The organism is Acinetobacter ursingii DSM 16037 = CIP 107286 (genome assembly GCF_000368825.1).
GTDB lineage: Bacteria > Pseudomonadota > Gammaproteobacteria > Pseudomonadales > Moraxellaceae > Acinetobacter > Acinetobacter ursingii.
The window spans coordinates 1,255,786-1,270,825 of sequence record NZ_KB849717.1 but is presented as its reverse complement, the minus strand read 5'-3'; the positions used below and the strand labels follow the sequence as shown (position 1 = coordinate 1,270,825).

15 protein-coding genes and 1 riboswitch are annotated in these 15,040 nt (G+C 41.1%); of the genes, 6 read left to right on the top strand and 9 right to left on the bottom strand.

All coding sequences use genetic code 11. The annotated features are described in order from the left end of the window. Positions 1 to 50: 50 nt before the first annotated feature. A complete protein-coding gene (locus F944_RS13500) occupies positions 51 to 266 on the bottom strand; it encodes an HP1242/YdcH family protein (RefSeq protein WP_004991581.1) in 216 nt (71 codons plus the stop codon). A 343-nt stretch (positions 267 to 609) separates the two neighbouring features. Between F944_RS13500 and F944_RS13495 the strand changes: the two genes are divergently transcribed. Further along, entirely contained in the window at positions 610 to 1,833 is a 1,224-nt protein-coding gene (locus F944_RS13495; protein WP_004991577.1) for a magnesium transporter CorA family protein, read from the top strand. A 49-nt stretch (positions 1,834 to 1,882) separates the two neighbouring features. Further along, positions 1,883 to 1,951, top strand: a riboswitch (Fluoride riboswitch). A gap of 70 nt (positions 1,952 to 2,021) precedes the next feature. After that, on the top strand, positions 2,022 to 2,402 hold the full coding sequence (gene crcB, locus F944_RS13490; RefSeq protein ID WP_004991574.1) for a fluoride efflux transporter CrcB: 381 nt from the start codon (positions 2,022 to 2,024) through the stop codon (positions 2,400 to 2,402). A 10-nt stretch (positions 2,403 to 2,412) separates the two neighbouring features. Here crcB and F944_RS13485 read toward each other — a convergent pair whose 3' ends face one another. The 6 genes from F944_RS13485 to F944_RS13460 all read right to left on the bottom strand — a co-directional run bounded on the left by F944_RS13485 (position 2,413) and on the right by F944_RS13460 (position 9,580). Further along, positions 2,413 to 2,934 (bottom strand): ClbS/DfsB family four-helix bundle protein, encoded by a 522-nt coding sequence (locus F944_RS13485; RefSeq protein WP_004991572.1) that lies wholly within the window; start codon positions 2,932 to 2,934, stop codon positions 2,413 to 2,415. A 93-nt stretch (positions 2,935 to 3,027) separates the two neighbouring features. Beyond that, a complete protein-coding gene (locus F944_RS13480; protein WP_004991571.1) occupies positions 3,028 to 3,357 on the bottom strand; it encodes a chaperone modulator CbpM in 330 nt (109 codons plus the stop codon). 11 nt (positions 3,358 to 3,368) lie between these two features. Continuing rightward, a complete protein-coding gene (locus F944_RS13475; protein ID WP_004991567.1) occupies positions 3,369 to 4,313 on the bottom strand; it encodes a DnaJ C-terminal domain-containing protein in 945 nt (314 codons plus the stop codon). A 170-nt stretch (positions 4,314 to 4,483) separates the two neighbouring features. Continuing rightward, positions 4,484 to 5,359, bottom strand: coding sequence for an Hsp33 family molecular chaperone HslO (gene hslO / locus F944_RS13470; RefSeq protein WP_004991565.1), 876 nt, complete (start codon positions 5,357 to 5,359; stop codon positions 4,484 to 4,486). A 50-nt stretch (positions 5,360 to 5,409) separates the two neighbouring features. After that, the gene (locus tag F944_RS13465; protein ID WP_004991563.1) at positions 5,410 to 7,263 is read right to left on the bottom strand and encodes a monovalent cation:proton antiporter-2 (CPA2) family protein; all 1,854 of its coding nucleotides are present in this window, start codon (positions 7,261 to 7,263) and stop codon (positions 5,410 to 5,412) included. A gap of 88 nt (positions 7,264 to 7,351) precedes the next feature. Next, complete coding sequence (locus F944_RS13460) at positions 7,352 to 9,580, bottom strand: primosomal protein N' (protein WP_004991560.1); 2,229 nt, start codon at positions 9,578 to 9,580, stop codon at positions 7,352 to 7,354. A 156-nt stretch (positions 9,581 to 9,736) separates the two neighbouring features. Here F944_RS13460 and gspF point away from each other — a divergent pair, with 156 nt between their 5' ends. The 4 genes from gspF (at position 9,737) to F944_RS13440 (ending at position 12,558) form a co-directional block, all read left to right on the top strand. Continuing rightward, positions 9,737 to 10,942: a type II secretion system inner membrane protein GspF gene (gene gspF, locus F944_RS13455; protein ID WP_004991557.1), complete on the top strand. Its 1,206-nt coding sequence runs from the start codon at positions 9,737 to 9,739 to the stop codon at positions 10,940 to 10,942. 23 nt (positions 10,943 to 10,965) lie between these two features. After that, complete coding sequence (gspG, locus tag F944_RS13450) at positions 10,966 to 11,418, top strand: type II secretion system major pseudopilin GspG (protein WP_004991554.1); 453 nt, start codon at positions 10,966 to 10,968, stop codon at positions 11,416 to 11,418. A 330-nt stretch (positions 11,419 to 11,748) separates the two neighbouring features. After that, a complete protein-coding gene (locus F944_RS13445; protein ID WP_004991552.1) occupies positions 11,749 to 12,087 on the top strand; it encodes a hypothetical protein in 339 nt (112 codons plus the stop codon). Positions 12,088 to 12,219: 132 nt separating this feature from the next. Then, positions 12,220 to 12,558 carry a tRNA-binding protein gene (locus F944_RS13440; RefSeq protein ID WP_004991549.1) on the top strand — a complete coding sequence of 113 codons (339 nt, stop codon included), beginning with the start codon at positions 12,220 to 12,222 and terminating at the stop codon, positions 12,556 to 12,558. Positions 12,559 to 12,623: 65 nt separating this feature from the next. Here the strand turns inward: F944_RS13440 and lnt are convergent, their stop codons facing one another. Beyond that, positions 12,624 to 14,183 (bottom strand): apolipoprotein N-acyltransferase, encoded by a 1,560-nt coding sequence (gene lnt, locus F944_RS13435; RefSeq protein ID WP_004991547.1) that lies wholly within the window; start codon positions 14,181 to 14,183, stop codon positions 12,624 to 12,626. Then, on the bottom strand, positions 14,180 to 15,019 hold the full coding sequence (locus tag F944_RS13430) for an HlyC/CorC family transporter (RefSeq protein WP_004991545.1): 840 nt from the start codon (positions 15,017 to 15,019) through the stop codon (positions 14,180 to 14,182). The genes lnt and F944_RS13430 overlap by 4 nt, the downstream gene beginning before the upstream one ends. Positions 15,020 to 15,040 lie beyond the last annotated feature (21 nt).

Genomic DNA, 15,040 nt, shown 5'->3' with positions numbered 1-15,040 from the left:
ATTGATTAAAAAAATCCGCCGCGGCGGATTTTTTAATGCTCATCAATCCACTATTGTTCTGCTTGTTTCAGCATTTTATAGAGTTCATCTTTGAGTTTTAATTTCTGGCGTTTTAAGTTTTCAATTTCATCTAAACCGCTGGTTACAGGGTTTTGCTCTAGACGAATGATTTCGTGATCGAGCGCATTGTGTTCTTCAAAAACTTTGGAAAAATGCGCATCATCTTGTTTGAGTTGACTGATAAGAGCGCGATATTCTGGGAACATAAATTCACCTTTGATACTGTGTTTAAATTCATCTCTCTGATTTGAGTATGCGTGAAACTCACCAAAAATGATCGTAAAAAGCATGGACGAGCCATACAGATTTAATCCTTAATAATAGTAGGGCTTTATGCTATAATATGTCAGTCTTATTGAGTGAATATTTTTTTATTTGTGTAACATTTGATCAATTTGCAATGTTGCATTGTAATTTTTGAGCATCCTCGCTTCGATCCATCTTGATAACTATCTATTGAAATTGAATATTGCCCTCAATTGTTGGGTAGTTAAGTTTTTATTCAAAGATTTATGCTAAAAATAACAGTAGAAATTAAGAGATACTGTTATGCAGATTTATTATTTTTATCGGCACACTACAGAACAATATGTGTTTTTAAGTCATGAACATCAAACCGATCATCCGTTGATTTTTCAATGGGTCGATTGCATACGTGAAGATGTGGTCAATCATGCAGAAGAATGGCAAAAAAAAATTAAAGCGATCACAGATCTTAGCATTAACGAATTTCATATTCGGGATATTTTAAATATTGATCATCCGTGTGATTTTGACACCATGGAAGATTACGATGTTCTGATCTTTAGAAAAATTATCACGCCAGAAGATCATATCGAAAACAATAATAGTGTAGGCGAGCAACATGAAAGTATCTTTGGATTGGCGACCACACCGATTAGCTTTATTGTGAGTCAGCATATTTTGGTGAGTGTCAGAGAGCAGGGTAATCAAGCTGTAGATAATTATGTGCAACGTTTTCAGAGCATTTTACAGCGCAGCATACAGGAGCAAAATAAGCCCAGAAAACTGCCTCAAAGTCCGATTGATTTAAGTTTGAGATTACTTAACACCATTATTGATGGTTATCTGGCATTGCGAACTCCGCTCACTCGTCGTGTTGAACATTGGCAAAGAGAGTTGTTACAGGGGCGAAAGCGTTTTAATCAATGGCCACAGCTTTTTCAGGAAAATATGGCATTTCAGCAAGTTGAAAACTTGTGTGAAGAACAGATTGAAACGTTGCAGGAATTACGTGATGAATTGGTGGAAAATTATCACCATTTGATGGGTGAACATGCCACCGAATCTCCTGATCTGTTATTAGTCCGTATGAATGATTTGGTTAGTCATTTAGAACGCACACAAAAACACACCTCACGTTTACGCATGGCGATTCAGTCTGCAATTGATTTGCACTTCAATGCGATTGCCAATCAAACCAATGAAAATATGCGTATTTTGGCGATTATTACCGCTGTGTTTGCACCGTTAACCTTATTAACAGGGGTTTACGGCATGAACTTTGAATTTATTCCCGGCTTAAAGTCGCCATTGGGTTTTTGGATGATGCTTGGCGTGATGCTATTGTGTACTGTCTTACTACTATATTATTTTTATCGGCAACATCTGGTGGGGCGTGGTGAAAAGAGTGTGATTGAGCTTTTGGCACAGCAAAAGCGACAGCATAACGTCAATTTGTTTTGGTTTCTGGATTATGAGCCTTTAAAGCAAACCCTGAAAGAAGTTGAAAAGATAACCAAGCTTAAGTAAAACCTGCATGAGGGTTCAACTTCACATTTGAATTTGACTCGGTTAGACTAGAGCTACAGGAGATGGCATTCCTCCTGCTACAAACCGCCAGTGATTGGCTAATGATGCCTACGATCCTTTCATTTGACAGAGGAGCGTAGGTGTACGTGCTCTGTTGAATAAACATGATTTTGGAGCATGTGGTTATTATGTATTACTCACTTTTGTCTATCGCGCTGGGTTCTATATTAGGGGCGTGGTCACGCTGGTTTTTGGGTTTAAAATTTAATGCAACTTTTGAAAATGTCCCACTTGGAACATTGCTGGCAAATTTAATTGGTGGTTTTATTATTGGTTTTGCGATCGCATTTTTTGCCAATACCAATCTCAGCCCAAACTATAAATTATTTATCATCACGGGGTTTTGTGGGGCACTCACCACATTTTCGACGTTTTCGGCCGAAGTCGTGGGTTTGTTGCAGCAACAAAAATTTTCCATCGCGATTTTTGTGATTTGTATTCATTTGCTAGGTTCGTTGATCTGTACCATTTTAGGATTATTATCTTATCAATGGATTGCACAACATTAATGCTTATGAATTACACCCTAGGTTGAAAATTTTGAATTTTGAGCCATTTACTGACTCTGTTTTTGGCATTGAGATACGGTGAAGCCGTATTCAATTGAATCATGCGACCCAAAGTCCATTGGTTGTACCAGCTTTTTTCATACAGTTCAGCATTGGTTTTTGTTTCAATCAGTTCAACCATGCGAGTTTTGCTTAAGCTGAGTCGTTTGATGAGCAAAGCGTAGTTAAGATCACTATAATCCTGATAAAATTTCTGAGCAAGTTGACCCAGCTGATTCCATTTATAGCCTGTTTCGGGAAAATCAATGGTTTTTGCTGAAGCATCCATAGACAGCCACTTCAAAACCAACTCGTTCCAGCCAATTAAATAAGCCAGAAGGTTGCATATACTCATCTGGCTGCCTTTAACATGTCCATCTAAGGTTGGTTGCTGCGTTTGTTCAACGGGAACTTTATCGAGTTGTTGGATGAGTTTATTAAAATTGGTTTCAATCGCATTTAATAATTCATTTTTATTTTGGGGTACAGCCATTATGATTCTCTGAAGATAAGTTTCATTCAGTTCTGAATCATTTTATGTCCAGAAAAGTTCGCGATAAGTGGCATTATCGCGAATATAAAATGATCATGCTTGATTTGAACGAATTTGTCGACGTAACTGATGAACTTCATCAATTAAATCCAGCATAACCGACACCGCAGAAAGACTGGCATCAAAATCACGTTGTAAACGATAAGCGCGTCGTGCGCGAATCACATCTGTACCAGAAAAACGGTATTGTTGTGGTTGACCTGAAGTCGATAAAATATCGTACTCGATTAATTGCAAAATCCATTCAGGACTTTGACCACTGACTTGTGCAAAGTGAGTCAAATCAAAAGTACACTGTTCATCAATGACTTCTGCTTCATTCAATCCGCTATATGTGATTTCACGATAATGAATAGTAGGCATCATTCAGCTCCTTATGAACGCGGTGTAAAGGATGAAAAGGCTTGAGCAAAGCTCTCATAAGCTTGCTGTTGCTCTGCGGTTGTGGCGGTAGGTAGCACGATATTTAAGACCAAATAGAGATGACCTGCGGTTTTATTTGGAATCCCTTTATCTTTCAGTCGAAGTTGTTGACCTGTTTTGGCATTTTTCGGCAAATTAACTCCTAACTTACCCGCAGGAGTATTCACTTCAATTTTTTGCCCCAATGCCGCTTCCCATGGAGCAACATCGATTGTTGCATAGACATCTGCGCCTTCTACCCGTAAGCGATCGGTGTCTTTATACTGGATTTCAATATAAAGATCGCCATTTTCACCGCCATTGATGCCACTTTGACCTTGTCCACTTAAGCGAATTTGCTGACCTTCTTTCATGCCTTTTGGAATTTTGACCTGTAAGGTTTTACGTTGAACTTCTGGTTCACCGTAGGCATTGACGGTTGGAATTTGCAGCGTGATATTCTGAGTGGTTCCATGGTAGGCAATTTCGACATCTACTTCGATACTGGCATGTTGGTCTTCACCACGATAACTGCGCTTTTGGCGTTGATATTGGTAATCACCTCCGCCAAAACCTGAGCCAAAGCGACCAAATAGATCTTCAAAGCCCTGAAAGTCAGAGGCATTGCCTTGACGGTAAAATTGTGCGCCATCAAAACCACCAGATGCACCCTGAGCTCCTTGTCCAAATCCTGCAAAGCCTTGAGGATGATCTAGCATTTGATCATATTCAGCCTTTTTAGTGGCATCACCTAAGGTATCGTAGGCGACATTAATCGCCTGCATTTTGGTTTCAGCATCTGCTTCTTTACTAATATCAGGATGATATTTCTTTGCTAATTTACGATAGGCTTTCTTGATTTCGTCTGCTGAGGCGCTTCGTGTAACCCCGAGTTCTTCATAGTAGTTTTTTGCCATAAAAGCTCTTTTAAAATTGGGTTTTATTTCTTTTAATTATGGTGATGAACTGAGCAATTACAAGACTATAAGCATAGTAAAATGTTGAGATTTGGAAAATGAAACGCAGCAAAAAGCCTTCAGAATCTCAGAATTCTGAAGGCTTTTATTGGCTTTATATCCGATGTCTTTTAGCTTAAATGCTCGCCAAACAGGCCCAATGCTTCTTCCGCAGTAAAGCTATATTGAGTATTACAGAATTGGCAGTCCATACGAATCGGGTTTTGCTCGGTCAATGTTTCACGTACCGACTCCACACCAATCTGAATCAGAGCTTCGGCGCAGCGTTCTTTGGAGCAGGTACAGCCAAATTTGAGATGCTCAATTTCAGGCAAACGAACTTGCTCTTCATTATACAAACGATACAAAATTTCATTGGCTGAAAGTTCGGTCAGCTCTTCTGGCTTGAGGGTTTCAGTTAACATGGTCAAACGTGGCCAAATGTCTTCATCGATCAACTGTTGTTCTTCTTCATTGTTACGTGGAAGCAGTTGAATCAATAACCCCCCAGAGCGTTTCGGCGTGGTAGCCAATACAATATGGGTCGGAATCTGGGCAGATAAATCATAATATTGCATTAAACAACCTGCCAGCGTTGGTTGATCCAACGGTACAATACCCTGATAACGATCACCAAATTCGGGTTCAATATTAATAAACAATACTGGATTTTGCAGGCTGCCTAACACTACGCTGCTGTCTGTGCCTTCCTGAAAGTGTGGGTCTTGTTCATAATCTGCCAAAGCACGGATTTCACCCAAATGGTTACATTCCGCCATTGCCCATTTAAATGTCCCCGAAGCCTGAATTTGTAGGCTAATACGACCTTTAATTTTTAAGGTGCTGGCCAGTAATGCTGTTGCACTTAGCATTTCACCCAATAGGGCTTTGACCGCAGGCATATAATCACGTTGCGCTAAAATGGTTTGCAAGGATTCTTCAAGATGAACCACTTCTCCACGAACAGGGCAGTCCTCAATGTAAAAACGTTGGCGTAGATCAGACATATTTTTCTCCATAACCCTGTCTTAATGGTGTCTTTATTGTAAAACACAAGTCAATCGTGATCATCTCGTGTCACATTAATACGGTGCTTTTGTGTATCGTTTTCTAAACCACGTTGTAAATTCACACCTGAACTGACAGGCTGATTTCTTTCATCACTTTCAAACAAATGTTCAAGTTCCGCTAACATATTACGATGCGTTTCAACGATTTTTTGTTCGTCCGTATAAATACTTTGCTGTCTCGCCAACAATTTTTCATCATAATCACGGAAGGTTTCGATATTTTCATAGGCCTGTTCGGCAGAGACGCCCAGATCACAAAGTACCCGATAAGCCATACCCAGTGAGGATAAATAGGTTTCACGCCAGATATGCTCGATTCCGAGATCACGCAGCAAATGCACATGATGTCGATCACGAGCGCGGACAAACAGTTTAATTTCAGGATAATTCAGGCGAATATGTCGCGCGACGTTCATGTTGTCTTCTACATCATCCACCGCCAGAACAAAAATTCGAGCCTTTTCAATACCTGCTGCACGTAAGATCTCAGGCTGTGTGACATCTCCATAATACAGCGTTCCACCGTAACGTCTGACGAAATCAATACGCTGCATGTTATTGTCAATTGCGGTAAAACAAAAATGATGCAGCCGTGCGATGCGCGCAATGATTTGTCCAAAACGACCAAAACCTGCAATGATAATCGGGTGATCATTGGCGGGTATTTCATCATATTCGGGTGCTTTGTCCTTAAATAAAACAGGCACAATTTTCGAGGTCATGAGCCAGTATAAAACGGGAGTCAACATCATCGATAAAGTCACTATTAAGGTCAGCGGCTCTACTAATGCCTGAGTGAGGACTTTCTCGCTTTTTGCTGCACTGAGTACCACAAACGCAAACTCGCCCCCTTGTGCCAGACAGGTGCCCATCAACAGGCTATTTTTCCAACTGTACTGATTAAATCGGGCAATCCCCGTTAAAATGATCAGTTTGATCAGCATTAAACTGATTGCACCCCCAATAATCAGCCACGGCATATCGACAAATAGCGAGATCTGAGCAGTCATGCCCACAGTCATAAAGAACAGACCCAAAAGTAATCCTTTAAACGGGGCAATGCTGGCTTCAAGCTCATGACGAAATTCGGAATCAGCTAGTAATACTCCAGTTAAAAATGCACCCAGTGTCGTACTGATACCTAATAAATCCATCAGCAAAACCACGGCCAATACAATAAATAAACCAACCGCAGTAATCAGTTCACTTGCACCACTATCCACGACAAAGCGAAAGAAATAACGCAGAATATATCGACTAAATAAAAACAAACCAGTAAAGGTCGCTACAATGGCAGCAAAGTAAGCAATTCCATGATGTGTGGTCTGTGTGCCAGCCAAAAGCGGAATCACGGCTAATAACGGAATTGCGGCAATATCTTGAAAAAGTAAAATGGAAAAGGATGATTGTCCATAAGTTGTATTGAGTTGTTGTTTTTCACTTAATAATTGTAAGACAAAGGCCGTTGAAGACAGTGCCAATGCAAATCCGATCACAAAACTACTGGCTAGATTTTGCTTGAATAAAAGTAGTGTGATCAGCATTAAAATCACACCCGTGATCACCACTTGCATACTTCCCATGACAAAAATGGAATGTCGCATTTCCCATAAACGCTGTGGACGAAGTTCCAAGCCAATAATGAACATCAATAAAATCACGCCAAATTCTGCTAGATGCATAATGGCATTGGCATCACTGGCGATATTTAAAACACTGGGACCGAGTAAAATACCCGTAAATAGATAACCAAGTACCGTGGCAATGCCAAAGCGTTTACCCAGTGGCACGATCAGTAAGGCTGCGCCTAAAAATATAGTGATTTGTAATAATAATGACATGGATTACCTTGATCGTTTTGAGCTCAGTTCCTTATCTCACCAGTATAAACATCATTTAAAACAAGATAGATGTCAGATCATGAACATTTTAGTTAAATTCCTGTGGATCAACATCAATCGATAAACGTAATTGATGCTGTTTAGGTAAATGTACCACTTGCGCCCACCATTGCCGTAAAAAGAAGTGCATACGTGCGCGATCTTGCGACAAGATCACCATATGCGCCCGATAGCGTCCAGCTTTGCGTTCCATCGGCGCGGGAATAGGCCCCCAAATCTCAATACTATCCTGCGCCATTAACTGTAATTGGGCTGCGATGTCGGCTAAGAATTGCTGACTATAGTCACGGTTTTTAGAATCTGAACGAATCAATACTGCATAACGATAAGGAGGCAACAATGCAGCTTTACGCTCTTGCAGCATATGTTTGGCGACAGCACGATAATCTTTTTCGATCAGCGTGGTGAGCATGGGATGATCAGGTCTCAATGTCTGTAAATAAACGTCACCTTTATGTTCCCCCCGCCCAGCGCGACCAGACACTTGTACAATCAATTGTGCAGTACGTTCAGGTGCACGAACATCGACAGACAGTAAACCTGCATCAATATCTAAAATCGCAACCAAGGTGACAAAAGGAAAATGATGACCTTTGGCGAGCATTTGTGTACCCAGCAAGATCATGGGTTGATTTTGCTGAATCCGATCATAAATTTTCTGCCAGCTTCCGACCCGACTGGTGCTGTCGCGGTCGACCCGAATCACATCATGATCTGGAAAAAGTTCATTCAAATGTTCTTCAACTTTACCTGTTCCCATTCCGAGAGTCTTTAGGCTCTGATGCTGACACTCTGGACATTGATCGGGTAAGCGCTGAATCGTACCGCAATGGTGACAATGCAGATAAGTGTAAGGTTGAGTATGCAGCGTAAAATGCGCATCACAATGTGGACAATTGGCTTGCCAGCCACAGCTTTCGCAAACCAAAACAGGTGCATAACCCCGACGATTCAGAAAAATGAGCACTTGTTCTTTTTTATCCAGTTTTTTTTTGATTTGCTCAATCAGTTGTTGACTCAACCCTTGCTTTTTCTTGGCAACCTTTAAATCAATCACATGCATTTTGGGCATAAGTGCCACACCCGCACGTTGATTGAGTTGTAGCAGTTTTAATTTTTCCTGTTCGACCAGATGGTAACTATCAATACTTGGTGTGGCTGAGCCTAAAATAACAGGGCAGTTTTCTAAGTGCCCTCGATACAGCGCCACATCCCGTGCATGATAACGAAAACCTTCCTGTTGTTTGTAGGAAATATCGTGTTCTTCATCCAAAATGATTAAACCAAGATTATGCAAAGGCGTATAAATAGCAGAGCGTGTGCCTAAAATGATTGAAGCTTTACCCATTTTGGCTTGTTGCCATGCTTGCAGACGTTTGGAGTCGTTTAAGCCCGAATGCATCAACGCAACATCACAATGAAAACGCGATTTAAATCGGGAAATGGTTTGTGGGGTTAGTCCGATTTCAGGCACTAAAACCAACACTTGCTTCCCTTGTTTCAACACCTCATGCATGATGTGTAGATAGACTTCGGTTTTGCCACTGCCTGTTAAGCCGTCCAGTAAAAAAGCTTGATAATGATGGAGCGACTGAACCACATGTTGAATGGCTTTTTTCTGATCATCGTTGGGAGTGAGGGGCATTTGTGCCAATTGAACGGGTGTCGGTCGAAAATCTTGTGTTTCTAAATGACATTCGACCAGATCCTTTTTTGCCAAAGCGCGTAAAGTCGCAGTTTCTACTCCACTTAAATTTAAAATATTTTCGGTCGTTCCAGTTGGGTGTAATTTTAAAATTTGATAGGCTTCAAATTGCTTTTGCGAGCGTTTAAGTTTGGATTCTGCATCTTCACAAGGTTTGATTTTCCAGATATGCGCCAAAATATCCAATGGTTTGCCTTGTCGTAACAGTGCAGGCAAAGCCGCTTGCATCACCTCCCCAATCGGAAACTGATAATACTGTGCTGACCATGTCAACAAAGTTAAAACTTTGTCATCTAAAATGGCATCATCATCAAGCAACTCAAAAATAGCTTTGAGCTGAAACCGTGAATCCAGTGGAACATCTGGCGCGATTTTCTCGGTAATGATGCCAATCAGTTTTTGCCGACCGAAAGGAATTGCCACGCGCGCGCCAACCTGAGCCTGTTGATATTGAGCCTGAGTTAAGCTGTAATCAAAGGTCTCATACAGATAGACAGGTACAGCGACCCGAATACGGTAAATCTCTGTTTGAGGTGGCGGCGTGTTTGGCATAAATCTGTATCGTCACTATTTTTTAAGATGATTCGTTTTCGGATGATAGGCGCTGTGCTAAAGTGTGCAAAGCTGTAATGCTCCGAAATATGAGGGATTGTGTAGGAAAGATGCAACAGCTAACCGATTATTTTTTGGAAAAAATTAGAAAAGATCATGCCTGCCTATCAATTTACTGCCATTGACGCTTCGGGAAAACAGCAAAAAGGGGTGCTGGAAGGGGACTCTGCACGACAAATTCGCCAGCAATTGCGAGATAAAACTTGGACGCCGATCGCCGTTGAACCTGTTGAGCAAAAAGATAAACATCAGCAACGTTCATGGTTTCAAAAAAAGTTTAGTGCTTATGATCTAGCACTCATGACGAGGCAGCTTTCTGTATTGGTGGCAGCGGCGATTCCGCTTGAAGAAGCATTACGCGCCGTGGCTAAACAAAATGAAAAAGCCCATGTGCAGAATTTACTCCTTTCGGTACGTTCCAAAGTACTTGAAGGACATTCGCTGGCACAGGGCATGCAGCAATCAGGACGTTTTCCTGACTTATATATTGCCACCATTGCCGCAGGTGAACGCTCTGGACATTTGGATCTAATACTCGATCAACTTTCTGACTACACCGAAAACCGTTTTGCCATGCAAAAGAAAATTCAGGGTGCGATGATTTATCCGATTATTCTTTTGCTGATGTCTTTTGCAATTGTGATGGGGCTCATGACCTATGTCGTGCCAGATATTGTTAAAACGTTTGACCAGAGTAAACAGGCTTTGCCGTGGATTACCGTGGCTTTGATGAAAGCCAGCGATCTGATTCGTCATACATGGCCGTTCCTATTGCTGATCAGTATCATTGGCATTATTGCTTTTGTCCGCTTTTTAAAAACCACCGCAGGCCATTATGCATTTGATCGTTTAACGCTCAGATTGCCATTATTTGGTAAATTATCACGTGGTATAAATTCGGCGCGTTTCGCCAGTACCTTATCGATTTTGACTCAATCGGGTGTTCCCTTAGTCGATGCACTTAAAATTGGGGCAGCGGTGAGTAGTAATTGGGTGATTCGTGATGCGATTAATATTGCGGCGGAAAAAGTCACGGAAGGGGGAAACTTGGCAACCCAGCTTGAACGCTGTGGTTATTTCCCACCAATGATGGTACAAATGATACGCAGTGGTGAAGCATCGGGCGAACTAGACCGAATGTTGCAGCGAGCATCCGATATGCAGGATCGTGAAGTCACAACATTCATCTCAACCTTATTGGCGCTGCTTGAGCCGTTGATGCTGGTGTTTATGGCGGCCATTGTACTGGTGATTGTCATTGCGGTCATGCTGCCAATTGTAAATATGAATAATATGATTTAATGAGTTGTATGTTAGAGATGAAAATGAATAAGCAGAAAATGCAGGGTAATAAAATTATGAACAAACAGTCTGGATTCACACTTATTGAAGTGATGGTCGTGATCGTAATTTTAGGTGTTTTAGCTGCATTGATTGTTCCAAATGTGATGGGGCGTGGTGAAAAAGCCAAAGTCGATACCACACAAATCACCTTAAAAGGTGTGGCAGGAGCATTAGATCAATACAAACTAGACAATGGTCATTATCCATCTATGCAAGAAGGTGGTTTGGATGCGCTTGTGACTCAGCCTGCCACTGCGAAAAACTGGTTGCCCGGCGGTTATGTCAAAGGGGGCTATCCGAAAGATAGCTGGGAAAATGATATTCAGTTTGTGATTCCTGGTACCGAGGGCCATGCCTACGACTTATATTCTTTCGGGGCAGATGGAAAATCTGGCGGTGAAGGAAACGATGCGGATATTTACTACAAACCTTAAAATTTAGTTTTAAGATTATAGGTAGCATTTTTAAATGAAGTGCTATCTATTTAAAATAATGTACTTGGCTTGATGGGAATTATGGATGGGCTGAATCGAATTAAAAAATAAAACATTGTAATGATAATACATCTCAATTTGTAATTTTAATTTATTATATTGATTTTTATATAATTTGATAAAATATCAAGATATGAGATTTATAATAAGAACTATTCCCATATTTACTGATTACAAGATAAATGAATTATGAATAAAAATAGACTTTTTATTTAATTAAAACCTTGCATAATAGTTTTTAAGTCAGCCATTTTACTGTCGGAGGATAGCATGAAAGCATTATTTTTTTCGGATGAAATTCATCAGTTTCATTGGTCAATGCTCAAATCTGTTCTCCTGATTTTGAGTTTACTTCCACTGAGTCAAGGTATTTTAACCCTTTGGCAAATGTCAGACGCAACTAGCCAAATTATGGTAGGTTTCATTGCGCTGAGTATATTTAGTGCGATTCTGATTTTAAGTTTTTATTCAGCGTTAAAAGCAACGGTATTAAAAATTGTGCTTGAACAACAAATTTCAAATGTTGAGCAAGCTATCGTTTCTATTTATCGTTATGTTCCGATGTTGAGTCTAGCTGCTATGTTATCTTATCTGACTGCGACACTATAAAGATGATATATGATCGAACGAGGCTGATGCCTCGTTTTTTTATGGCGTAATTATTTTCTAATTTTTACTCTTTTCAATCAGTTTAAACAGTATGCATAATCCTCATTGAAATAAATAACAGGAATAAGTGCGATGGATTTAATCGAATGGCAGGATTTTTTAAAAGTAGAACTGCGTGTCGGTAAAATTATACAGGCTGAGGTTTTTGAAAAAGCACGTAAGCCTGCGTATATCTTGCATGTGGATTTTGGCGAAGAATTGGGGATTAAAAAATCCAGTGCACAAATTACCAAGCTGTACCAACCAGAAGATTTAATCAATAAACTGGTGGTTGCAGTGGTGAATTTTCCTAAAAAACAGATCGGCCCGATTCAGTCCGAATGTCTGGTTACTGGGTTTCATAATGCAGAGGGAGATGTGGCGCTTTGTGTGCCTGATTTTGACGTGCCAGTGGGAACAAAATTATTATAGTTTTGATGCATTTAAAAACCGAGATTCAGCAGAAATCTCGGTTTTTTGAAGCGGTCAATCGGACGTTAACGTCGTGATTTAAAGCTGACATCGACTTGTTTAGGGCGATAAAACCAACCCATGATTAAGAGTAACAATGAAAAGCCCAAGATTGGCCAGTCACTTAAACGGGTATATAGAGTCTCACCCTGCATCGCAGGCAATTCACCACGGAGTACAGCTTCTTTATCAATGGGTGCTTGTTTAACAATATGACCATTCTGATCGATAAACGCTGTTACACCCGTATTGGTGGCACGAATAAACCAGCGTCCATTTTCTTTAGCGCGCATCTGCACCATTTGTAAATGCTGCATGGGGCCTGCGGTTCCAGTAAACCATGCATCATTGGAAACCGTCACCAGAAAGTCACTATTTTCCGCATTACGTCGGGTTAAATTTGGATAAGCAATTTCATAACAAATGGCAGCAGCAAGTGGATGGCCTTTAATCATCAATGGTTTTTGATCACTCGCCCCCTGACTAAAACCACTCATCGAAGGATCATTTTGCAAGGCTGGTAACACCCAACTCAGTAGTCCAGAAAGCGGAATATATTCACCAAAAGGGACTAAACGTTGTTTTTTATACAGCCCTGATGAATCACTGCCCGAGGCCATAATACTGTTGTAGTACTGTGGCGTTCCAACCTGTTGAGAAGCATCCATATCCCAATACGGAATGCCTGTCACCCATGCTGAACCTGTTTTCTTGGCTTGCTGCTGCATGGCATCCAGAAAAGGTTCAATGTCGGTTTGAAACATCGGAATGGAGGATTCAGGCCAAACGATTAAATCACGACCCCATTCTGTGCGGGTCAAATTGGCATAGATCATCAAGGTTTTAACTTGATATTCAGTCAGCCATTTTAGATCTTGCGGAATATTACCTTGAATCAGTGAAACGGATAGGGGTTTGCTGTTTTTGGGCTGTACAAATTCAATTTTCGATGCTCCCCACGCACCCAATAATAATAAGGCTGATGGAATCACCCAGAAAATACGACGTTGTAAAATTTCAACCAATGCGCAGGCCAGTATGATGACCGCAAAGGAAACTCCGAAAATTCCGAATAACGGCGCATAACCATCCAGAAAACGTTCGGTGAAAGCATAACCTGCAAAAAGCCATGGGAAACCTGTAAACACCCAAGTTTTTGCCCATTCAAAGAAGATCCAGAGTGGTGCAAACGTCAGCGGTGTTTCGGGGAAAAACCGACGATATAGCCAAGTTTGAACTGCGCTAAACAGTCCCATGACTAAGGCCATAAAGCCAATCATGAGTACACTTAAAACAGCATTGGTATCGCCGTAGACATGGATCGAGGTATAGAGCCAAAATGCTCCGACAAACCATAAGCCAAAACCATAGGCCCAACCGATCCCAAACGCTTGTTTAGCTGTACGGTTTTTGAGAGAAGCATATAATAATGCTGGCGACAAAATCGCCAGCCACCAGTAATAGTAAGGCGCAAGTGCCAGACTAAAAATAGCACCAGCACAGAGTGAAATCAGCAGGGGAATAATAAAGGGGAGTTGTTTTTGTTGCTGGGAAGATCCTAACAATGTATTAAAATATGTTCTCATTTACGAACAGCTCGAATCAGATGAATGGTACGTGCATCTGCTTCAACGATGGTAAATTCCCAATTTTCAAGTTCAACGGTCTGACCCTGCAAATCACTGACTAAACCAATTTCCTGAAGCAATAAACCGCCCATAGTTTCTACTTCATCGTCAGAAAAGTCTGCATCTAAAACGGTATTAAAGTGTTCAATCGGTGTAAGTGCCTGTACCAACCAAGTGTTTGCTGTTTGCTGTGTCGGATCTGGCACAATGTACTGCGCCTCTTCATCGGCATTGTCATGTTCATCTTCAATTTCACCGACAATTTCTTCTAAAATATCTTCAAGCGTGACCAGACCAGATGTCGTCCCGTACTCATCAATCACAATCGCGATATGCGTTTGCGTGTGTTTAAGCATACGCAAAACTTGATCAGAACGAGCACTTTCTGGAACAAACAGCGGTTGTCGCATTAAGGCACGTACATCAACTTTCGCACCTTGTTCGGTCAGAAAAGGCAGTAAGTCTTTAGCAAGGAGAATTCCCACTACATTATCAGGTTGATCGGATGAGAAGACAGGAAAACGAGAATGTGCTGATTCAACCAGAACGTGCAAAATATCCAGTAATTCATCGTCTTCTTGCAAGCTGATCATGGCAGTACGTGGAGTCATGACTTCACGAATTTTGGTGGCAGGAAGGTCTAGAACGCCTTCTAGCATTGCCACAGTATCGGGTTCTAAAAAACGCTGTGAATCCTGAACGAGTTTTAACAGTTCGTCACGGGTTTCTGGTGCAGTGCCTAACCATTTTCTTAAGCCACGCATACCCCACGATGGGCCTGATTCCTCTTGCATGATCTTTCCTAAAGACTCTTA